Source organism: Pseudomonas sp. Leaf434, assembly GCF_001425545.1.
Classification (GTDB): domain Bacteria; phylum Pseudomonadota; class Gammaproteobacteria; order Pseudomonadales; family Pseudomonadaceae; genus Aquipseudomonas; species Aquipseudomonas siliginis.
On the sequence record NZ_LMQZ01000001.1, the window covers coordinates 2306669 to 2329156 of the forward strand.

Below are 22488 nucleotides of genomic sequence, written 5' to 3' on the forward strand. Positions count from 1 at the left end.
TGCTCGCGAATGCGGTGGGTCAATCTCTGAGATGTCGACTGATATACCGTTTTCGCGAGCAGGCTCGCTCCCACATAAGTTCGCGGCTGCCTCTGAATAACTGGCGAACCAAACGGGCCAGACTACGTTTCTCCTGCATTCAGAATCAACGCAGCCTTCGGCAGCTCCTACATCGATTTGTAGGGGCTGCGGAAGGCTGCGATCTTTGCTCTTAGGAGACTGGCGGAAGACAGCCGGAGTCGAACCTGCCCGGGAACGGATGCCGTCCCCAACCGGGTTTGAAGCCCGGCCGCGCCACCGGGCGCGATTGTCTTCCTGAACTCAGGGTGCGCAAGCGTCAGCCAGCGCGTTGTCGGGGCGGATCTGGCGGGATTCGCCGAGCCGGCGGGTCAGGCCGAGTCGGTCGAAATATTCCAGATACTGAATACAGCGTTTGCGTCCCAAGCCTAGCGCATCACGGAAAGTTGTCACCTCAATCGCTGGATTTTCTTCGGCGAGTTTCAGCAGTAGCGCCGCCATTTGCCGCAGGACGATGTCGCTGATAAACAGGTCGCGCACCACCTGGTGCATCAGGCCCAGCCGTGCGAGTTTGCGCAGCAGCAGGCGGACGCTGGCGTCGTCTTCGCCGAGCATTTTCGCGGCGTCGCGTACCCACGGCGGGTCGAAACCGGCCTGTTCGAACAACGGCTGTAATTGCTGCCAGAGGATTTCGTCGTCGGCATTCAGGCGCACCTGATGGTCGGGCAGGTGCAGCCAAGGGCCGCTGGCGAGGATTGAGCCGGCATAGAGCAGTTCGTCGAGCAGGCTGATGAAAGTCGAGCGTTCCAGCGTCAGAGCGCCGAAGCGGCGCAGGCGATCGCGGTCCGGCCCCATCTGGTCGGGTTCCTGTTCGTGGAATCGCGCCAGTTGCTCGAGCAAGGTGAATTTCAACTGGCCCCAGCGCTGCACGTTGAACAGCAGCGGGCCTTGGCGGGTGTCGATCAGACGGATGTTGTCCGCCAGCGTCCACTGCGCGCGCGGGCGGTTGAACTGGCGTTCGAGGCGTTGCGGGTCGAGGCCGCCGGGGCTGTGATTGAGCAGTGCCGGCAGGGCCTGTTCGAGGCTGACGCTGAGGCCGAGGGTTTGCAGTTGCGCGAGGCGTTCCAGGCTGCGGCGTTGGCGTGCCGGAGCGAATGGGTCGAGCACAACACCGCCGCCCAATGTGCGCTGGGCGCTGGCGTCGCGCAGGATCAATCGATCGCCTTTCACTGCGTGCACCGGCGCGTTGATCAGCAGTTGCGCGAACATGCGCTCGCCGGGGCTCAGGCGCGGGCCTTGCAGCAAGGCGACGCGGGCGATGACATCCTGGGTGCCGAGGTGCAGATGCACTGGGTGAAAATGTTCAAAGGTGCGCTCGCCGGGCAACAGCTGAAAGTCGATGTCGACGCGCTGGGTCGGGGCATGCAACCAGTCCGCCAGCAGCCATTGGCCACGGTGGATCTGCGCCAGTTCCAGACGATCGCCGCTGAGGTTCAGCGCCACGCGCTGACCGGCGAAGGCCTGTTCGGCGGCCTGGTTTTGCGCGTGCAGGCCACGGATGCGTACCGATTTGCCGGCAGGCGCCAGAACCAGTTTGTCGCCGACCGCAACCGTGCCCGACAGCGCGGTGCCCGTGACCACGACCCCCGCACCCGCGACGCTGAACGCCCGATCAATCGCCAGACGAAAGCCGCCGTCACAACTGCGCGCCTGCACCTCGTTTTGCGCCTGCAATAATGCCGCGCGCAACTCATCGACGCCCTGCCCGCTCACGCTCGACACGGTAAAAATCGGCGCATCCGCGAATGGCCCGGGCGCCAGCAAATCGAGCACTTGGCGCTGCACCTCTTCCACCCTGCCCGCTCCCGCCCGGTCGCATTTAGTGATCGCCACCAGCGCGCGGGGAATGCCGAGCAGTTCGACGATCGCCAGATGCTCTCGCGTCTGTGGCATCACGCCGTCGTCGGCCGCTACCACCAGCAACACCAGATCGATGCCCTGCGCACCAGCGAGCATGTTGTGGGTGAATTTTTCGTGGCCGGGCACGTCGATGAAGCCGGTCAGCCCGGAGCCCGCTGCGAGTTCGGCGTAGAGATAACCGAGATCGATGGTCATGCCGCGTTCGCGCTCCTGCGGGCGGCGGTCGCCGGTTTGCCCGGTCAGCGCCTGCAACAGCGAAGTCTTGCCGTGGTCGATGTGCCCCGCCGTGCCGACGATCACGGATCGACCTGCAATTGCGGCAACTGCGCCAGCCACGCTGGCTCATCGTCGAGCTGGCGTAGATCCAGCCACAGCGCATCGTCGCCGATTCGCCCGAGCACCGGGATCGGCAAACCGCGCAACGCTGCTTCGAGATTGAGCAGATACCGCCCGCGCCAGCGCTTGGACACTTGCGGGCGGCAACACAGCGCTGCACTCGGCAAGCGCGCCACCGGTTGGCTGCCGCTGCCGATCATGCCCAACGCCTCGACTGCACTGACCTGCCAGACCTCGCCCAACACATCGGCGAGCAACGGTTGCAAACGCAGAGCCTGAGCATGAATCTCGGCCTGCGGCCGGGTCAGCAGACGCAGGCTCGGCAGACGCTCGGCGAGGCGATCCGGATCGCGGTACAGACCGAGCACCGCCTCCAGCGCGGCCAAGGTCAATTTATCGACCCGCAGTGCGCGCTTCAGTGGATTCTTCTTGATCTTCGCGATCAGTTCTTTGCGCCCGACGATCAACCCGGCCTGCGGCCCGCCGAGCAATTTGTCGCCGCTGAAGGTGACGATGTCGGCGCCATCGAGCAATGCCTGACGCACCGTCGGTTCCGCCGGCAGGCCCCAGCGCGTCAGGTCGAGCAGACTGCCGCTGCCCAGATCTTCCAGCAACGGCAAGCCATGAGCGTGTGCCAACTCGGCCAGTTCCGCAGTCGCCACCCGCGCGGTGAAGCCTTCGATGCTGTAGTTGCTGGCATGCACGCGCATGATCAACCCGCTGCGCGGACCGATTGCCGCTTGGTAATCCCGGGCATGGGTGCGGTTGGTGGTGCCGACTTCGTGCAGGCGCACGCCGGCCCGGGCCATGATGTCGGGGATGCGGAAGGCGCCGCCGATTTCGATCAGTTCGCCACGGGAAATGATGCCTTCCTTGCGCGCGCCGAGGCTGTTGAGGGTCAGCAGCACGGCGGCGGCATTGTTGTTGACCACGGTGACGGCTTCGGCGCCGGTCAGTTCGCGGATCAGCCCTTCGATCAGGTCGTCACGATCACCGCGCTTGCCGCTCGCCAGATCGAACTCGAGATTGAGCGGATAGCGTGCAGCCATCTCCACCGCTTCAATGGCTTCTTCGGGCAGCAAGGCGCGACCGAGATTGGTGTGCAGCACCGTGCCGGTCAGGTTGAACACCCGACGCACCTGACTGCGCTGCTGTTGCGCCAAGCGTTCGCCGACGCGGCCGGCGAGCACTTCGGGGCCGATTTCCACGGCCGCCAATTGCCCGCTCAACACGCCGGGCCGCAGCTCATCGAGCAACTGACGCAGGCCAGTCAGCAACGAATCCCGGCCGTAACGTTCGGCCAACGGCGCGCACGCCGGATGACGCAACAACCCATCAATGGACGGCAACCGCAGGGCAACGCTTGAAGACATCAGCCACTCCTGATTTGACCGAAACAGGCCCTTTTGGGAGCAAGCTTGCTCCCAAAAGGGTTTCAGAAGTGTAGACGCACTGCCGGAGCTAGCCTGCTCGCGAATGCGGTGTGTCAGTTGGTGTGGATGTGGCTGACCTGACGCCTTCGCGAGCAGGCTCGCTCCCACAGAGAAATCCGGGGCTGACCGGGCTTTGTGATTCGGCACAGAAGTCTGTGGGAGCTGGCTTGCCAGCGATTGCGGTGGGGGTGCCGACCAATCGCTGGCAAGCCAGCTCCCACAGGGATTCGGGGTGGAATGAACATTGTTGGTCACCACAAAACCTGTGGGAGCGAGCCTGCTCGCGAAAGCGGTGTGTCAGTTGGTGTGGATGTGGCTGACCTGACACCTTCGCGAGCAGGCTCGCTCCCACAGAGAAATCCGGGGCTGACCGGGCTTTGTGATTCGGCACAGAAGTCTGTGGGAGCTGGCTTGCCAGCGATTGCCTTCGCGAGCAGGCTCGCTCCCACAGAGAAATCCGGGGCTGACCGGGCTTTGTGATTCGGCACAGAAGTCTGTGGGAGCTGGCTTGCCAGCGATTGCGGTGGGTCAGTCAAAGAAAGCGGTGGATGTGCCGACCGAATCGCTGGCAAGCCAGCTCCCACAGTGATTCGGGGTGGAATGAACATTGTTGGTCACCACAAAACCTGTGGGAGCGAGCCTGCTCGCGAAAGCGGTGTGTCAGTCAATGTGGATGTGGCTGACCTGACGCCTTCGCGAGCAGGCTCGCTCCCACAGGGAAATYCGGGGCTGACCGGGCTTTGTGATTCGGCACATAGACTTGTGGGAGCTGGCTTGCCAGCGATTGCGGTGGGTCAGTCAAAGAAGGCGGTGGATGTGCCGACCAATCGCTGGCAAGCCAGCTCCCACAGGGATTCGGGGTGGAATGAACATTGTTGGTCACCACAAAACCTGTGGGAGCGAGCCTGCTCGCGNTGTGGGAGCTGGCTTGCCAGCGATTGCGGTGGGTCCGTCAAAGAAGGTGGTGGAGGTGCCGACCAATCGCTGGCAAGCCAGCTCCCACAGGGATTCGGGGTGGAATGAACATTGTTGGTCACCACAAAAACCTGTGGGAGCGAGCCTGCTCGCGAAARCGGTGTGTCAGTCAATGTGGATGTGGCTGACCTGACGCCTTCGCGAGCAGGCTCGCTCCCACAGAGAAATCCGGGGCTGACCGGGCTTTGTGATTCGGCACATAGACCTGTGGGAGCACACCCCTCTCCCACAATTTTGCGCTGGTCATTCGTCCCCCGGCGCCAGCAACAGATTGGGCGCCAGGCGCTGATAGCCGTCCTGGGCCAGGCGCATGTCCAGCAGCAAACTGCCGAGATCCGCCGACAACGCCTCGGCTTCGGCGTCGTTCTCCAGATAGAGCAATTTCAGGTAGCTGTTGCAACTCGGGCAGACTTCGGCGCGCAGCGGCGCCTGTTCGGCGCTGTGCCGGTCGTCTTCCTGGCTCAGATACTCAAGGCCTTTGCTTTGCTCGCAATACACGCACTTGACCCGCACCACATGCCATTCGCAGGCGCACAGCGAACACACCAGATAGCGCAAACCGTTGTGCTTGCCGCGATGGCGAATCACCCCGGCCATGGCCGGCGAACCACAGGCCGGGCATTGGCTGAGGCTGTCGCCAGGCTTGAGTTGCAGATTTGGCACACTGAGCAGCCAGTGGCTCCAGGCGGTTTGCAGCGCGGCGCCGAGAAACGGCACCAGCGCCGCCGGCACCAGCGAATACTGCCCACTGACCAGCGCCACCGCCCACGCGCGCAACTGGCCGGAACTGGCCCCGCGCAGAGTGTCCAGCGCGTCGATCACTGCAGGTTGATCCGCTGGCGCACAGCGCTGCAGCAAGGCGTCCAGCCACGGCTGCCAGGCATCTTCGCGCACCAAGGTATCTGCCGCGAATGGTGGCAGACCGTGTTGCTGACAGGCTTCGAAACGCTGCGCATCAAACGGCGCGGTGAGCGGCGGATCGTCGAAGACCTGCTGCTGCGCCCGGCACAACCCGGCCATCAGCCGCAGGTAATCCGCCAACCCATTGCCCTCGGCCAGACGCTCGAGGCGCTCAGCGCGCAGGGCAAACAGGTTACGTGGCGGCAGATACAGAAACGGCGGCGAACTGGCCGCCGCCTCGATTTCCCCAGGTTCAAGAATGCTTGGCAAAAGTCAGCCCTTTTTTGTCAGCGGTCGCTCGGGCACGTCCCGAGGCTGTTCGTCGCGGGTCACCTCGCGGTACCACAGTTCATGGTGTTTTCTCGCCCACGGCCGGCTGACCCAGCCATGCAACATGGCGTCGACCGAACCCTTGATCCACAAACCGGCGTAGATGTGCACGATGATGCTCAGCACCAGCACGAACCCGGCCAGCGCATGCAGCAGCATGGCCCAGCGGATCGTGGTGATGCCGAAGTACGCGCTGAACCACGCGCGCCAGATCACCAGCCCGGTGAACAGCAACGCGAGCATGCACAGCAGTAAAGTCCAGAACAGCAACTTCTGCCCGGCGTTGTATTTGCCCACCGACGGCACGCTTTCTTCGTCGTTGACCATCACCCGGTTGATCCGCCGCAGCCACTGGCGGTCATTGGCGATGAAGAAATTGGTGCGCCAGAAGCTGAACACCAGGCCGAGGAACAGCACGAACATGGCGATGCCCATGTACGGGTGCAGAATCCGCGTCCAGGTGCCGCCGCCGAACAGGTTGCTCAGCCAGAACAGCGATGGATGAAACAACGCCAGCCCGGACAACCCGGCCATGAAAAACAGGATCGCTACCAGCCAGTGGTTGGTGCGCTGGTTGGCGCTGTAACGCAGGATCGTCTTGTTGCTCATGGCCGCTCCTCCCCGCGTGGATCGAAGGTGTGCACCGCCGGGTCGACCACGTGCACCGAGGTGTCGGGTGGCGTGGGATGCTCATCCTCCTCGACACGATTCGGGCCGATGCGCACGTAGTGGAAGAACCCGGCCAGCACCGCCGCGCCCATCGCCAGCAGGCCGAGGGGTTTGCTGATGCCTTTCCACAAACCCACCAGCGGACTGATCGCCGGATGGTCCGGCAAACCTGCATAGATTTTCGGCGTATCGGCGTGATGCAGCACGTACATCACGTGGGTGCCACCAACGCCTGCCGGGTCGTACAGACCGGCATTTTCAAAGCCACGGCTTTTCAGGTCGACGATGCGTTCAGCGGCGTGTTCCTTCATGTCTTCCTTGGTGCCGAAGACGATCGCGCCGGTCGGGCAGGTTTTCACGCAGGCCGGCTCCAGCCCCACCGCCACCCGGTCGGAACACAGTGTGCATTTGTAGGCCTTGTGATCCTTCTGCGAAATGCGCGGAATGTTGAACGGGCAACCGGTGATGCAATAGCCACAACCGATGCAGTGGTCCTGATCGAAATCGACGATGCCGTTGGCATGCTGAATGATCGCCCCGGGGCTCGGGCACGCGGCCAGACAACCGGGCTCGGCGCAGTGCATGCAGCCGTCCTTGCGGATCAGCCATTCGAGGTTGCCGGCGTCGGTTTCGTGCTCGGTGAAGCGCATCAGCGTCCACGAATCCGCCGTCAGGTCCTGCGGATTGTCGTAGGTGCCGTGGTTGTGGCCGACCTCGTCGCGCAGCTCGTTCCATTCCGAGCAGGCGACCTGGCAGGCCTTGCAACCGATGCACTTGGTCGTGTCGATCAGCTTGGCAACGCCCTGCTGAGTCCTCACCGACGGCGGCACGGTGGTGGTGGCCGAGCGGGCAATGATGTCTTGGCTGGCCATTTACAGTTTCTCCACGTTGACCAGGAATGACTTGGATTCCGGGGTCTGAGTGTTGCCATCGCCGAGGAACGGCACCAGGGTGTTGGTCAGGTAACCGTGGCGCGTCAGGCCGGTGAAACCCCAGTGCAGCGGGATGCCGATCTGATGCACGACCTGGCCGTTGACCTGCAGCGGCCGGATCCGTTTGGTCACCACCGCCACCGCTTCGATAAAGCCGCGCTTGCAGCTGACCCGCACGCGATCACCGGCAGCGATGCCCTTCTCGTTCGCCAGCACCTCGCCGATCTCCACGAACTGCTCGGGCTGGGCAATCGCGTTCAACTTGCAGTGCTTGCTCCAGAAATGGAAATGCTCGGTAAGCCGGTAACTGGTGCCGGCGTACGGGAAGTCCTTGGCTTCGCCGAGGGTTTCCCAGACCGAATCGAAGATCCGCGCCGCCGGGTTGCTGGTGGCCTTCTTGTTCTGCGGGTGCAGCGGGTTGATGCCGATCGGCGTTTCGAACGGCTCGTAGTGCTCAGGGAATGGCCCTTCGTTCATCTTGTCTACGGCGAAGAACCGGGCCACGCCTTCGGGGTTCATGATGAACGGATTCATCCCGGCTTCCGGCGGCACGTCGGCCTTGTAGTCCGGCACATCGGTGCCGGTCCAGGCCTTGCCGTTCCACCACACCAGTCGTTTTTTCGGGTCCCACGGTTTGCCCGCCGGGTCCGCCGAGGCGCGGTTGTAGAGAATCCGCCGATTCGCCGGCCACGCCCACGCCCAGCCCTGATGCTGGTGCATGCCGAATGGGTCGGCGTTATCGCGCCGGGCCATCTGGTTACCGGCCTCGGTCCAGCTGCCGGCGAAAATCCAGCAACCGGACGCGGTGCTGCCGTCATCCTTGAGCAAGCCGAAACCGGCCAGTTGCGTACCAGCCTTCACAGTGACACCGCTGGCATCGGTGAAATCGCTGACAGCGGTGCCGTTGATTTCCCGCGCCAGTTCTTCCGGCGAAGGCTCGTCGGGGATCTTGTACGGCCACGACAGTTTCAGCAGCGGATCAGGAAACTTGCCGCCTTCGGTCTGATAACGCTGGCGCAGGCGCAGGAACAGTTCGCTCATGATGCGAATGTCAGTCTGCGCTTCGCCGGGGCCGTCGGCGCCTTTCCAGTGCCATTGCAGCCAGCGGCTGCTGTTGACCAGCGAGCCGTCTTCCTCGGCAAAACAGGTGGTCGGCAGGCGAATGACTTCGGTCTGGATTTCGGCGGTTTTCACATCGTTGTACGGCCCGACGTTCTGCCAGAACTCCGAGGTCTCCGTGGCCAGCGGGTCCATTACCACCAGCCACTTGAGCTTGGCCAATGCGCCCATCACGCGGTTCTTGTCCGGTAACGCAGCGATCGGATTGAAGCCTTGGCAAAAGTAGCCGTTGACCTTGCCCTGGCTCATCAGATCGAACATTTTCAGCACGTCGTAGTTGGGGATGTCGAGCTTCGGCAAATGATCGAACAGCCAGTTGTTCTCGGCGGTGGCATTGGCGCCGTACCAGGATTTCATCAGGCTGACGTGGAATTTGCTGTAGTTCTGCCAGTACGAAAGCTGCCCCGGTCTGAGCGGAACCTGCGTGCGTTTGAAGATGAACTGACCGTAGTCCTGCTCGCTGTCGCTGGGCAGCGTGAGGTAGCCGGGCAAGGCGTTGGACAGCAGGCCGAGATCGGTCAGACCCTGGATGTTCGAGTGCCCGCGCAGCGCATTGACGCCACCGCCGGGCATGCCGACGTTGCCCAGCAGCAATTGCACCATCGCCGCGCTGCGGATGATCTGCGCGCCGATCGAGTGCTGCGTCCAGCCGAGGGCATAGAGAATCGTCATGGTCTTGCCCGGTGTCGAGCAGGTAGCGATCTCTTCCCAGATTTTCTGCATGGCGTCGACCGGCATGCCGCAGATCTGGCTGGCCAGGTCGATGTTGTAGCGGCTGTAATGCTGCTTCATCAGTTGATAAACGCAGCGCGGGTCTTGCAGGGTCGGGTCGACGCGGACGAAACCGTCCTCGGCGAATTCGTAACCCCAGCCGGACTTGTCGGTATAGCTGCGTTTTTCCGCGTCATAGCCGCTGAACAGGCCGTCTTCGAAGCCATAACCGGCTTTGACGATGAACGACACGTCGGTGTAATTGCGCACGTATTCGTGCTGGATCTTGTCCTCGGTCAGCAGGTAATTGATCAACCCGCCCATGAAGGCGATGTCGGTGCCGGTGCGGATCGGCGCGTAATAGTCGGCCACCGAAGCGGTCCGGGTAAAACGCGGATCGACCACGATCAGCCGCGCGGCGTTGTGCGCCTTGGCCTCGGTCACCCATTTGAAGCCGCACGGATGCGCTTCTGCTGCGTTGCCACCCATCACCAGGATCAGATTCGCGTTGGCGATATCGGTCCAGGTGTTGGTCATGGCACCACGGCCGTACGTCGGGGCAAGACTTGCCACCGTCGGGCCGTGTCAGACACGCGCCTGGTTATCGAACCCCAGCAGACCGAGGCTGCGAATCACCTTCTGAGTGATGTAGCCGGCTTCGTTGGATGCCGCCGATGCCGCGAGAAAACCGGTGGTCAGCCAGCGATTCACCGTTTGCCCGTTGGCATTTTTCTCGATGAAGTTGGCGTCGCGGTCGGCCTTCATCAGGTCGGCGATGCGATCGAGGGCTTCGTCCCAGCCGATGCGCGTCCATTCATTGCTGCCGGGCTTGCGCACTTGCGGGTACTGCAAGCGGCCGGGGCTGTGAATGAAGTCGAGCAGGCCCGCGCCTTTCGGGCACAGCGTGCCGCGATTGACCGGGTGGTCGGCATCGCCTTCGATGTGAATGATGTTTTGCGCCACGTTCTTGCCGGCATCGCCCTGGCTGTACATGATCAAACCGCAACCGACCGAGCAATACGGGCAGGTGTTGCGGGTTTCACGGGTGTGGGCGAGCTTGAAGTGACGCACCTGCTCGGCGAAGGCCGCCGTCGGGGCCATGCCCAACGCGCCCAGGCTTGAGCCTGCAAGGCCGATACCGGCGACCTTGAAGAACTGACGACGGCTGAGATCCATCGTGCACTCCTGATCAGGTGGAACCCGGTACTTGTGCCGGGCTTTATCTGGACAATCACGGTTGCGACGCCTTGACGCCGACTTTTTCACTGTAGACAAAGACCTTGCCGATTGTGTGAAAACCGACCGTCGGGTGTGTGGGCGCAGAATTTGCCCTGCACCCCAATCCCTGTGGGAGCTGGCTTGCCAGCGATTGCGGTGGGTCAGCAACACCTATGCCGACTGTGCCGGCGCCATCGCTGGCAAGCCAGCTCCCACAGGGTTATGAGGTTGCCGTCAGGATTTATGTGCCCCGCCCGGGCCACGAGTTATCATGGCGCCCACGAACCACCCGCCGCCCCGAGACCGCGCATGACTTTCGATTTTGATCAGCTGTTCGACCGCCACCACACTGGTAGCACCAAGTGGAGCCGCTACCCGGCCGATGTGTTGCCGATGTGGGTCGCTGATATGGATTTCGCCGCGCCGCCGGTCATCGTCGAAGCCTTGCAACAGCGCCTGCTGCACCCGCTGCTAGGTTACAGCGTGGCCCAGGACAACCTGCGTGCAGCCATCGTCGCCGACCTGTGGAACAAGTACGCATGGCAGGTCAAACCGCAGGAGCTGATTTTCCTGCCGGGCGTGGAATCGGGATTCAACATGGCGCTCAAGGCTTTGGTGCAGGCGCAGCAGAATGTCGTCGTGCAAGTGCCGAACTATCCGCCGCTGCGCCATGCGCCGGGCCACTGGGGCCTGAACAAGGTCGAGCTGCAATTCGAAGCCCAGGCCGATGGCACTTACGCCACGCCGCTGGAATCTTTGCGTGAGTCGCTGAAAGGCGGCGGCGCCCTGCTGTTGAGCAACCCGCACAACCCGCTCGGCAAGGTCTTCGACCGCGAAGAATTGCAGGCAGTGGCGGATATCTGCGCAGCGCAGGACGCGTGGATCATCTCCGACGAAATTCACGCCGAACTGTGCTTCGACGGCCGCGTGCACATTCCCACCGCATCGCTGAGTCCGGAAATTTCCAAACGCACGATCACCCTGATGTCGGCGAGCAAGGCCTACAACATCGCCGGTCTGAAGACCTCGTTCATGATCATTCAGGACGCCGCGCTGCGTGAACGCGTCAACCACGCCCGCTGCGGCATGGTCGACAGCGTCAACCCGCTGGGCATGGAAGCCACCCGCGTCGCCTACAGCGAAGCCGGGCCTTGGCTCGCGGAATTGAAAATCTACCTGCAGGCCAACCGCGACTGGCTGGTGAACGCCGTACGCACGCGGTTGCCGGGCGTGACCATCAATGTGCCGCAGGGCACGTATCTGGCGTGGCTCGATTGCACCGCGCTGGACCTGCCGGATCCGCAGCGGTTCTTCCTCGAACAGGGCAAGGTCGGCCTGAGTGCCGGGCTCGATTTTGGCGACCGGCATCAGCAGTTCGTGCGCTTGAACTTCGGTTGCCCGAGGGCGATGCTGGAAGAAGGGATTGCGCGGATGGAGCGGGCGCTGGCCAGCCGCAAACGCTGATCCTTGCCCGGTATTCCCCTGTATAAATGACCCCCTGTGGGAGCGAGCCTGCTCGCGAAAGCGCAGTGTCAGTCGACATATTTATCGTCTGACAGACCGCTTTCGCGAGCAGGCTCGCTCCCACATTGGTTTTGCATAGCCAACTAAATCCAGCGCAAATCCGATCGAACTCAAGGCAAAGCCACCGGGTCAACCCGGAACACTGGACTTGAAATCAGGAGACCCTGCGATGACTGACTATCCAAAACCACCCTTCCCGAAACAAGCCCAACCGGTGCCCGGCTCGCAACGCAAGATGGAACCGTATCCAGACTGCGGCGAGCAAAGTTACGTCGGTTCCGGCCGCCTCGCCGGCAAGATCGCGCTGATCACCGGTGCCGACAGCGGCATCGGTCGCGCGGTGGCGATTGCCTTCGCCCGTGAAGGCGCCGACGTCGCCGTGGCTTACCTGAATGAACACGAAGACGCCAAGGAAACCGCACGCTGGGTCGAGCAGGCCGGGCGTCAGTGCATCCTGCTGCCGGGCGATATCGCCGAGAAGGCTCAGTGCCAGGCGCTGGTCGACAAGACCGTCGAGCGCTTTGGCCGCATCGACATTCTGGTCAACAACGCCGCGTTCCAGATGACCCACGAAAACTTCGAAGAAATCCCCGATGACGAATGGGTGATGACCTTCGACGTCAACATCACCGCCATGTTCAGGATCTGCCAGGCGGCGATCAAGCACATGCGCCCAGGCTCGTCGATCATCAACACCAGCTCGGTCAACTCGGACATGCCCAAACCGACCCTGCTGGCCTACGCCACCACCAAAGGCGCGATCGCCAACTTCACCGGTGGCCTGGCGCAGATGCTCGGGCCGAAGGAGATTCGCGTCAACAGCGTCGCCCCAGGCCCGATCTGGACACCGCTGATCGTTTCGACCATGCCCGACGAAGAAGTACAGAACTTCGGCGGCAGCACCCCGCTCGGCCGTCCGGGCCAACCGGTAGAAGTCGCACCGATTTATGTACTACTGGCCTCCGACGAAGCCAGCTATATCACCGGCCAGCGCTACGGCGTGACCGGCGGCAAACCGATGCTGTAACCGTGCAGCAGAAAAACTGAACCCGAGCGGCATGGCATCTCTCCATACCTTTAAGCGCCTACGGGCCAACTGGAACAGGAGGTTGTCATGTCCGCCCCCCTCGTCAGACTCTTCACCCAACCCAACTTCGCCTGGACCGATATCCGCCGCGAAGAAGAAACCCATCCCCGCCACTACCTCGCGCATTTGCTGCTGCTCGCGTTGATTCCGGCCGTGTGCCTGTTCATCGGCACCACTCAAGTCGGTTGGAGCCTCGCCGCGGGTGAGAACGTGCGCCTGAGCACGGCCAGCGCCCTGCAGTTGAGCGTGCTGCTGTACGTGACGATTGTCGCCGGTGTGGCGGTTATCGGCGGGTTTATCAGATGGATGTCGCGTTCATTTGACGCGCGGCCAACGCTGAATCAATGCATCGGTTTTGCCGCTTACACGGTGACGCCGTTTTTCCTCGCCGGGATCGCCGGGCTGTACCCGAGCCGCTGGCTGGCGATTCTGGTGCTCGGCGCGGCGTCAATCTATTCGACGTTTTTGCTGTTCGTCGGCCTGCCGACCTTCATGCATGAGCGCAAGGAGCAAGGCCTGTTGTATTCGGCGTGCGTGTGGGGCGTCGGCCTGCTGGTGCTGGTGACCATGCTGGTGTCGATGATTCTGCTGTGGTTCAACGTGCTCATCCCCGAGTACCTGCGCACGACCGTGAGCTGACCCGGTGCGCCTGTCCTTGAGAATTCACCGAAGTGAGCGGTCATGAGTTTCGGCGTATGGGTCGCGGTGCTCGGCGCCGTGCTGCTGACGCTGGCCCTGACGTCGTCTTGGTTGCGCTGGATGCCGGTCACCACCTCGGCGGTGTGCCTGCTGCTCGGCATCGCCATCGGCCCCAGCGGCCTCGACCTGCTGCAATTGCCGCTGGAAGAATCATCATTGTGGATGGAGCACCTGACTGAAGTCGCGGTGCTCTTTTCCTTGTTCGTCTGCGGTCTGAAGCTGCGGTTGCCGTTGACCCACAAGACCTGGCGTATCGCTTTTGGTCTGGCCGGGCCGGTAATGATTCTGACGATTATCGGCGTGTGCCTGCTGTTGCATTGGGGCCTGCAATTGCCGTGGGGGCCTTCCCTGCTGATCGGCGCGATTCTGGCCCCGACCGACCCGGTGCTCGCCGCACTGGTGCAGGTCAATGATGCGCAGGACGTCGACAGCGTGCGCTTCGGCCTCTCCGGAGAAGCCGGGCTCAATGATGGCGTGGCTTTCCCTTTCGTGATTCTCGGTCTGCTGTTGCTGCACGGTGACGGCAGCGCTGGCGAATGGCAGCACTGGGTGCTTCGCAGTCTGTTGTGGGCGGTGCCGGCGGGTTTGCTCACCGGTTACTGGATGGGGCGCGGCATTGGCCGCATCGCTCTGTTACTACGCATTCACAACGAGGACAGCACCCTCGGCCCGAACGATTACCTGACCCTCGCGCTGATCGCGCTGTCCTACGTGGTGGCCGACGCCATTGGCGGCTACGGCTTTCTCGCGGTCTTCGCTGCTGGCCTGGGTCTGCGTCAGGAGGAAGTGAAATCCACGGGCATCACCCAAGCGCCTGCCGAGCATCTGGTGCAGCCGGTGGTCGGTCATCAGAACGTCGAACCACAGAACGCCGTGCACGGCGACACCGAGAAGCTGGAAGACAGCCAGGTCGCGGCGGGAATCATGATGGGCGACATGCTCGCATTCGGCAGTCTGGTCGAGCGGGCGATGGAAGTGTTTCTAGTGACCCTGCTCGGTGTCGTGCTGATTGCGCATTGGGACTGGCGGGCCTTGTGGATTGGCGCCGTGCTGTTCTGTCTGATTCGTCCACTGAGCGTGGCGCTGATGCCGTGGGGCAATCTGCTCAGCGGACCGCAGCGTTTGTTGATCGGCTGGTTTGGCATTCGTGGCATCGGCAGCCTGTTCTATCTGTTCTTCGCCCTGAACCATGGCCTCGATTCCGACGTGGCCAAGGTCTGTACCGACATCACGTTGTCGGTGGTGGCCCTGAGTATCCTGCTGCATGGCATCAGCACACAGCCGATGCTGGCGCGCTATGAAAGTCTGAAGCAACGAAAAAGCTGATTCTTCAACCGCTGCGCTTTGCCGAAAATCATCGAAGATTTTTCTACAAAAAAATGGATCGCCGGGCGCGACCCAAGGGTCACACCTTTAACCGCGCCAACCATCCAGCGCGACCCGGCAGGTTCGGTTCCCCTGCGGTGAACAGCCTATCAAACGGAACCCCGACACAAACAAGGTCACAGTCATGAACGAATGCTCGACTCCTGCGCAAATCAAGGCTTGCAGAGCACTGGCTCTGGAACGCAATCGTCAACTGTTCGAAGAAGCCCACGAACTGAACCGAGCGGCCAACGCGCTGCTGGAACAGACCCCGACCGACTTCGAACGCTTTGAGCAATACCGGGCACTGCGCAAGAAAGCCGATGCGAAATTTGAAGATGCAATTGATCATCTGTGTGTGCTGAATGAGGATTTCCCGCCTATTCCGGCAGCGGTGCAGAATGCTGTTACACCGCGGCGTGAGCTGGAAATTGCGTGATAAAAGTCAAAAGCCCCTCACCCTAGCCCTCTCCCCGAGGGAGAGGGGACTGACCGGGGTGTTCTCACGTGCTACACCGACCTGGCGTACCGCGCCGAATGTAGATTTTGAAAAGCATGAAGATCTGCTCCCTTTCCCCCTCGCCCCCTTGGGGGAGAGGGCTGGGGTGAGGGGGTAAGATCTCACTAACACCACAAAATTCAGCACCTGTCCCCTGCCCCCGACCAATCCACCTCAAGGATTGGTCACCTGAATAAACACCGCATACACCCCCAACATCACCCAGAACGTCGCAAAAATCCAAGGCGTGCGCACCGAGAACAGCAACGACTTGCGATAGCCCTTGTGGCTCGATTCCATTTCGCTGAACAGTGGAGACTCGTCATACGCCGCGCCCATCACCGGTTCGCTGTGCAGCAACTGGCTCTGCTTGAAGTGCCAGTGATCGATGATGTCGTACGCCGCACGAATCCCCGGCCAGGCGTTCAGTGAGCTGAGCACGCCGAGCAGCGCCAGAAAAGGCGGCACGACAAGGGTGAACATCTTGCCCCACTCGGGATTGAGGTTGGCCATGCACGAAGCGAAAGCAATGACCAGAAACGACTGCGCCGCCAGGTAGGCGTCAGTACGGTTGGCGAGGATGCTGGTTTCGTACTGGATTTCCCGGCGGTAGAAATCCAGCCGCTCCTTGGGTGAGCCAAACATCTTGGCGTCGTGTTCGGCCAAGGCTTCTTCAACAGCGCTTGGCTGGGTCAATATGCGTGACAAGAGACGTGCCCTCCAAAAGTGAACAAGACTTTTGGAAAGGCACGCGTCAGCACTAGTTCAGCCGGATCGACCAGCGCGTTACTTCATCGACTGGGCGATGATCTGGACCAGATTCAACTGAGTGAACGGTTTCGGCAGACGCGGCAGATCGGCGGCGAAGCCTTCCAAACGTTCGGCGTATCCAGTGGCGAGAATGATCGGCAAATCCGGCTTGAGCATACGCAAGGCGTGAGCCAGTTGCGCGCCGCTCATTTTTGGCATGGCCATGTCGGTGATCACCAGATCGATGACTTCGCCCTGATCGAAAAGCGCCAGCGCCTGGGCGCCGGAGGTCGCGCCGATGACGCGGTGGCCGAGGTCTTCGAGCAGCAGGCTGGTGCTGGTCAGCACCAGCGAATCGTCATCGACCACCAGCACGCTGAGTCTCGGCACTGCGAGCGGCGCGGCGTTGCTGTACGCCGGGCGACTGACCGCCCGCTCAAGCGCCACCGGAATCCATAGCTCGGCTGCCGTGCCGTGGCCCTTCTCGCTTTTCAGAATAAAGCGCCCGCCCAACTGCTCGATGAAGCCGTGCACCATCGACAAGCCAAGCCCGGTGCCTTTGCCCAGGCCTTTGGTGGTGAAGAACGGATCGCGGGCACAGGCCAGCGTGGCTTCGTCCATGCCTTCGCCGCTGTCGATCAGGCTCAGGCACACGTAACGCCCCGCCGCGAGGGTCGAATGAGTTTGTTCCAGCACCACTTCGGCTTGCGCCTGAATGATCACCGTGCCGCCGTCGGGCATGGCATCGCGGGCATTGGTGGCGAGATTGAGGATCGCCAGTTCCAGCTGATTGCTATCGGCCAGCACTGGCTGCAGGTCGTCGGGAAAGCGTGTTTCGATACGAATGCCCGGTCCGAGCGAACTGCGCAGCAGCCCGGTGATGCCTTGCACCAATTGCGGGATATCCACCGATTCGGTTTTGAGCTCTTGACGCCGGGCGAAGGCCAGCATGCGCTGGGTCAGCGAAACACCGCGCAAGGCACCCTGGGTGGCGTTTTCCAGCAGACGAGCGATTTTCGGCGCGTCGCCGATGCGTTTCTGCACGATCTCGAGGTTGCCGAGAATCACCGTCAGCAGGTTGTTGAAGTCATGGGCGATGCCGCCGCTGAGTTGGCCGATCGCCTGCATCTTCTGCGCCTGGAACAACGCCTCGCGGGTCTTTTCCAGGGCCTGCTGCGCCTCGTGCGCCTCGGTCACATCACGGGTGATCTTGGCAAAGCCGAGCAGCGTGCCGGTGTCGCCGCGAATCGCATCGACGACCACGTGGGCAAGAAACCGCGTGCCGTCCTTGCGCATCCGCCAACTGCGGCTCTCGAACCGGCCTTCGCGGGTGGCAATCTCCAGCGAGCGCTGCGGCTCGCCGAGTTCGCGGTCTTCGGGGGTGTAGAAAATCGAAAAATGCTGGCCGATGATTTCTTCCGGCAGGTAACCCTTGATGCGCTGCGCGCCCTGGTTCCAGTTGCTGACGCAACCTTCGGGGCTGAGCATGTAGATCGCGTAGTCGGTGACGCCCTGCACCAGCAGGCGGAACTGCTGTTCGCTTTGCTTGAGGGTTTCCTCGGCCATTTTGCGGTCGGTGAGGTCGCGGGTGATCTTGGCGAAACCGAGCAGCTTGCCGTTGGGGTCGATGATCGGGTCGATCACCACGTGCGACCAGAAGTGCGTGCCGTCCTTGCGCACGCGCCAGCCCTCGCCTTCGAAGCGACCTTCACGGATCGCTGTGTCCAGCGCCCGTTGCGGCATGCCGTTGGCGCGGTCTTCCGGGGTATAGAAGCGCGAGAAATGCTCGCCGATGATTTCCGCTTCTTCGTAGCCCTTGAAGCGTTTGGCGCCGGAGTTCCAACTGGTGATGGTACCGTCGGGGTCGATCATGTAGATCGCATAGTCGACAACCGCGTCGATCAATAGCCGGAAACGGCTGTCTTCGATCGCTGCGGTACTGTTGTTTTCACTCATCACACTCACCAGCCACTGTCATGGGCTGAAGTATGCGTGAATCCACTGATTTGGAAAGTGCCGGCTCGCTTTTGATTGCCCACCACTGCGGCAGCAGTTGCTGGATGCGGCTTTCGGCAAAGCGGTCATCAATGAGCATGACCGTGCCGCGATCCTCACGGGTGCGAATCACCCGCCCGGCGGCTTGTACGACTTTTTGCATGCCCGGGTACAGATATGTGTAATCGTAGCCGGCGCCAAAAATCGCCGCCATGCGCCGCTTCATCTGCTCGTTGACCGGGTTGAGCTGCGCCAGCCCCAGCGTGGCGATGAACGCGCCGATCAGCCGCGCGCCGGGCAAATCGATGCCCTCGCCAAACGCCCCGCCCAGCACCGCAAACCCGACGCCCTGGCTGTCGGCGCTGAACTGGTCGAGAAACGCCTGCCGCGCGCCCTCGGCCATGCCCCGCGATTGCAGCCACTGGGTGATGTGCGGATGGCGCTCGGCCAATAAGGTCGCGACCTGTTGCAGGTAATCGAAACTGCTGAAGAACGCCAGATAGTTGCCCGGGCGCTCGCTGAACTGGCGCGCGATCAGCTCGACGATAGGCTCCAGCGAGGCCTGGCGATGGTTAAAACGCGTGGAGATCTGGCTGACGATGTGCACCTGCAACTGCTCGGCGCTGAACGGCGATTCGACGTCGATGCACACCGTGTCGGCGGGCGTGCCGAGCAGGTCGGCGTAATAATTGCGCGGGCTCAGCGTGGCCGAGAACAGCACGCTGCTGCGCGCCGCGCTCAGGCGCGGGCCGATGAACGCCGCCGGCACCACGTTGCGCAGGCACAGTTGCGACAGCGGACGCTTGCGGTCGAGATCGCGTTTGCTGATATCGAACAGGTAATGCTCGTCGTACAGCTCGGCGACCCGGGCGAATTGCAGCAGATCGAAATAGAAATTCTGCAAGCTGCTGTCGAGGCCTTGCGGATGCTCGTTGAGGTAATCACCAATGGCCGCGCAACACAGCGAGATGGCGTGCAGGAGCTTGTCCGGCGCCTTGTCGTACGCCTGATACGCCGCCAGTTGCGGCGCATGCAGCGCGTTCCATTCGCGGTTGACCCGTTGCAGGGAATTCTTCAGCGCTGCCGGCGCGGTTTTGCGCACGCTGGCGAGGGTGAACTGGTCGAGACTGGCGCTGTACATTTGCCGGCCGCGTTCGACCAGGTTGTGCGCCTCGTCGGCCAGCACCGCGACTTTCCATTGATTGAGCTGGGCCAGGCCGAACAGCAGCGCGCTGAAGTCGAAGTAATAGTTGTAGTCGGCAACCACCACATCCGCCCAACGGGCCATTTCCTGACTCAGGTAATACGGGCATACGCTGTGCTGCGCGGCAACTTCACGCATTGCCGCCTGATCCAGCAGATTGATATGGCTGGCAGATTCGCGGGCAGCCGGCAGGCGATCATAAAACCCCTGGGCCAACGGACAGGATTCACCGTGGCAGGCTTTGTCCGGATGTTCGCAGGCCTTGTCGCGAGCAACCATTTCCATCACCCGCAGCGGCAACTCAGGCGTCTGCTTGAACAACACCTGACTGGCATCCAGCGCCAGTTTGCGTCCGGGAGTCTTGGCGGTGAGAAAGAACACCTTGTCCAGTTGCTGCGGCGCCAGGGCCTTGAGCATCGGAAACAGCGTGCCAAGGGTTTTGCCGATGCCGGTCGGCGCCTGGGCCATCAGACAGCGGCCGGTGCTGACGGCTTTGAACACTGATTCGGCCAGATGCCGTTGGCCGGGACGAAAATCCGCATGCGGGAACGGCAGTTGCTGCGCGGCCAGATTGCGCGCTTCGCGATGGGCCATTTCCTGCTCGGCCCATTGCAGGAACAAGCCGCACTGCTGCGTGAAAAACGTCTGGAGTGACTCGGCGCTGTGGGATTCGACCAGGCAGGTTTCCTTTTCGCTGACGACGTCGAAATACACCAGCGCCAGATTGATCTGCTGCAATTGCAGTTTCTGGCACATCAACCAGCCGTAGATTTTCGCCTGCGCCCAGTGCAACTGGCGGTGATTGGCCGGTTGCCTGCTGAGGTCGCCGCGATAGGTTTTGACTTCTTCCAGGCAGTTTTGCGCCGGGTCGTAGCCATCCGCCCTGCCCTTGACCTTCAGCTCGCCGAATTCGCCTTGCAGCGCCACTTCGCTCTGGTACTGCTCACTGCGCCGCGACGCCACGGTGCGATGGCCGACGATGCCTTCGAGCGCCGTTGGTGACGGGGTGAAGCGCAGGTCGAGATCACCGGTCTTGGCGGTGAACTCGCACAGTGCACGCACGGCAACGCTGTAACTCAAGCGCTCTGCTCCGCCCATTGCACGTAACACACCGCCACCGGCATCTGGTGCTCGTGGCAGAACTCCAGCCAGCGCAGTTGATTGTCCTGCAAGCGGTCGCCGGGGCCTTTGACTTCGATCATCCGGTAGGTCTTGTGCTGCGGCCAGAACTGGATCAGATCCGGCATGCCGGCGCGGTTGGCCTTGATGTCGAGCAGCAGGCGATTGAACCAGTGTTTCAGGTGTTCGGCGGGCAGACAGGCCAGCGCCTGTTCCAGCAAGTCTTCGTTGAGCGCGCCCCAGAACACGAACGGCGACTGGATGCCCCACTTGTCGACGAAGCGCTGGCGAATCGTCTCGGCGTAGCGGCCATTATCGAGTTCGCCCAAACAGGCCTGGAACAGCTCGGCGCGGCGCTCGAGGAAGTCTTCACTGAGCAGATCCACCGGGCCGCGCTGGAACGGGTGGAAAAACGCACCCGGCAACGGCGCGAAGATCGCCGGCCAGCACAACAGCCCGAACAGTGAATTGATCAGGCTGTTCTCGACGTAATGCACCGGGCCGTCATCGGCGTGCAAGTGCGCTTGTACGTGAAATTCCACCGACCGCGCCGGATCGATGCGCGGCAAGTGCAAGTCGAGGCGCTCGACCTCTCTGGCCTTGGCACGTTTGAGCGGCGGGCCACCGAGTTTGCGCCGCAGACGCGGGACGATGCGCTGCAAGCCTTGCAGCTCGGCCGCACTTTGCGGTGCCTGTTCGGCCAGCGTGCCGAGTTCCAGCGCCAATGCATATTCGCCGCAGCGTTCGAGCACACGGATCATCCGCAGCCGTGCGCCCGGGTAGGCGCAGTCGCGGTAAACACTCAGGGCCAGGGCAAAGTCGCCGATGCGCTCGGCGTACTGGCCGATCTGGAACAACGCCTTGGCTTGCCGGCGGCGCAGCCACGGGTTGTCGAATTGCACGGCGTCGATCTGTTCGACGATCTCGTCCAGCGCTTCACCGGCTTCAAAGCGCAACTGGCATTGATGCAGGAACAGGCAGGCGTCGACGTCTTCGCGGCTGCGCAGGCCTCGGGAGTCGGCGCAGAACTCGACTTTTTCATAAGTGAAGATGCCCAGGTCGGCCAGCACGAACTCCGACCAGTCCTGATACAGATTGCCGAAGAACATCAGGCGCAGGCGATCGCACAGGTCCATCAGGGTCAGGCTGAACAGCCGCTCAGCCAGTTGCGGCGCCCAGACACGCAGGGGCTGCGCCTCGCTGAACTGTTCGGCCAGCACCGGCAGCCACTCGTCCTTGCGCCCTTTCGGCTGTTCTATAAAGGTGCCGAACGCTTGCAGCAGCTCGGCCTTGAGCAGGACATCAAACAGCTCTGCCAGGGTCAGCGCAGCGTGTTCGTCGAGCCAGCCGTGTTCGAGCAACGGCCGCGCCGCCTCGGCAATGTCGCCGATTTCCAGATAGTTGAGTTTGCTCGCGCGAAAGTGAATGCCCTTGCGCATGACCATGCGCACCAGCAATCCCTGCGAGGCTTGCGGCAGCGTGTTGAAGTCGCGGATGAAGCCGTGCTCGCTTGCGCTCATCACATCGGCATAGCGAAGCCCAAGCCAATCAAGCACTTGCCGGAAGTTGTTGAGGTAATAGAACGGATCGTCGAGAGGGTTGGAGGTCACGGGAATTCAAAGCCACGGCAAGCGAACACTGGTTATGCGTACAGATAACAGCTCAGCCCTGCCCGGCGCAAACGG

Annotated in this window: 15 protein-coding genes and 1 tRNA gene; 5 read left to right on the forward strand and 11 right to left on the reverse strand. The window is 62.0% G+C overall.

All coding sequences use genetic code 11. From position 1 onward, the window contains the following. Nucleotides 1-220: 220 nt before the first annotated feature. The 7 genes from ASG55_RS10315 to fdnG all read right to left on the reverse strand — a co-directional run bounded on the left by ASG55_RS10315 (nucleotide 221) and on the right by fdnG (nucleotide 10519). Nucleotides 221-316, reverse strand: a tRNA-Sec gene (locus ASG55_RS10315). A 5-nt stretch (nucleotides 317-321) separates the two neighbouring features. Beyond that, on the reverse strand, nucleotides 322-2238 hold the full coding sequence (selB, locus tag ASG55_RS10320; protein WP_056786183.1) for a selenocysteine-specific translation elongation factor: 1917 nt from the start codon (nucleotides 2236-2238) through the stop codon (nucleotides 322-324). Next, nucleotides 2235-3647, reverse strand: coding sequence for an L-seryl-tRNA(Sec) selenium transferase (selA, locus tag ASG55_RS10325; RefSeq protein WP_056786185.1), 1413 nt, complete (start codon nucleotides 3645-3647; stop codon nucleotides 2235-2237). Before selA ends, selB begins: the two co-directional genes overlap by 4 nt. A 1278-nt stretch (nucleotides 3648-4925) precedes the next feature. Further along, complete coding sequence (fdhE, locus tag ASG55_RS10330; protein ID WP_056786186.1) at nucleotides 4926-5852, reverse strand: formate dehydrogenase accessory protein FdhE; 927 nt, start codon at nucleotides 5850-5852, stop codon at nucleotides 4926-4928. A gap of 3 nt (nucleotides 5853-5855) precedes the next feature. Continuing rightward, nucleotides 5856-6521: a formate dehydrogenase subunit gamma gene (locus tag ASG55_RS10335; protein WP_056786188.1), complete on the reverse strand. Its 666-nt coding sequence runs from the start codon at nucleotides 6519-6521 to the stop codon at nucleotides 5856-5858. After that, the gene (gene fdxH, locus ASG55_RS10340) at nucleotides 6518-7453 is read right to left on the reverse strand and encodes a formate dehydrogenase subunit beta (protein ID WP_016774818.1); all 936 of its coding nucleotides are present in this window, start codon (nucleotides 7451-7453) and stop codon (nucleotides 6518-6520) included. The genes ASG55_RS10335 and fdxH overlap by 4 nt, the downstream gene beginning before the upstream one ends. Further along, on the reverse strand, nucleotides 7454-10519 hold the full coding sequence (gene fdnG / locus ASG55_RS10345; protein ID WP_156388181.1) for a formate dehydrogenase-N subunit alpha: 3066 nt from the start codon (nucleotides 10517-10519) through the stop codon (nucleotides 7454-7456). It abuts the gene before it with no gap. A gap of 351 nt (nucleotides 10520-10870) precedes the next feature. On the opposite strand from fdnG, the gene ASG55_RS10355 reads away from it, so the two are divergent. From ASG55_RS10355 to ASG55_RS10375, 5 genes are all read left to right on the forward strand, one after another. Continuing rightward, nucleotides 10871-12025, forward strand: a complete 1155-nt coding sequence (locus ASG55_RS10355; protein WP_056786191.1) for a MalY/PatB family protein — start codon at nucleotides 10871-10873, stop codon at nucleotides 12023-12025. A gap of 229 nt (nucleotides 12026-12254) precedes the next feature. After that, nucleotides 12255-13112 (forward strand): glucose 1-dehydrogenase, encoded by an 858-nt coding sequence (locus tag ASG55_RS10360; RefSeq protein ID WP_016774822.1) that lies wholly within the window; start codon nucleotides 12255-12257, stop codon nucleotides 13110-13112. Nucleotides 13113-13199: 87 nt separating this feature from the next. Beyond that, nucleotides 13200-13811 (forward strand): Yip1 family protein, encoded by a 612-nt coding sequence (locus ASG55_RS10365; RefSeq protein WP_056786193.1) that lies wholly within the window; start codon nucleotides 13200-13202, stop codon nucleotides 13809-13811. Nucleotides 13812-13853: 42 nt separating this feature from the next. Then, nucleotides 13854-15197, forward strand: coding sequence for a cation:proton antiporter (locus tag ASG55_RS10370; protein ID WP_056786196.1), 1344 nt, complete (start codon nucleotides 13854-13856; stop codon nucleotides 15195-15197). 184 nt (nucleotides 15198-15381) lie between these two features. Then, a complete protein-coding gene (locus tag ASG55_RS10375) occupies nucleotides 15382-15675 on the forward strand; it encodes a hypothetical protein (protein WP_056786199.1) in 294 nt (97 codons plus the stop codon). Nucleotides 15676-15909: 234 nt separating this feature from the next. On the opposite strand, the gene ASG55_RS10380 is transcribed toward ASG55_RS10375, so the two are convergent. The 4 genes from ASG55_RS10380 to ASG55_RS10395 form a co-directional block, all read right to left on the reverse strand. Continuing rightward, nucleotides 15910-16443 carry a hypothetical protein gene (locus ASG55_RS10380; protein WP_016774826.1) on the reverse strand — a complete coding sequence of 178 codons (534 nt, stop codon included), beginning with the start codon at nucleotides 16441-16443 and terminating at the stop codon, nucleotides 15910-15912. A gap of 78 nt (nucleotides 16444-16521) precedes the next feature. Next, a complete protein-coding gene (locus tag ASG55_RS10385) occupies nucleotides 16522-18441 on the reverse strand; it encodes a hybrid sensor histidine kinase/response regulator (RefSeq protein WP_056786201.1) in 1920 nt (639 codons plus the stop codon). Continuing rightward, nucleotides 18434-20764 carry an ATP-dependent DNA helicase gene (locus ASG55_RS10390; protein ID WP_156388182.1) on the reverse strand — a complete coding sequence of 777 codons (2331 nt, stop codon included), beginning with the start codon at nucleotides 20762-20764 and terminating at the stop codon, nucleotides 18434-18436. Before ASG55_RS10390 ends, ASG55_RS10385 begins: the two co-directional genes overlap by 8 nt. Next, nucleotides 20761-22413 (reverse strand): VRR-NUC domain-containing protein, encoded by a 1653-nt coding sequence (locus ASG55_RS10395; RefSeq protein WP_056786204.1) that lies wholly within the window; start codon nucleotides 22411-22413, stop codon nucleotides 20761-20763. Before ASG55_RS10395 ends, ASG55_RS10390 begins: the two co-directional genes overlap by 4 nt. Nucleotides 22414-22488: the final 75 nt, after the last annotated feature.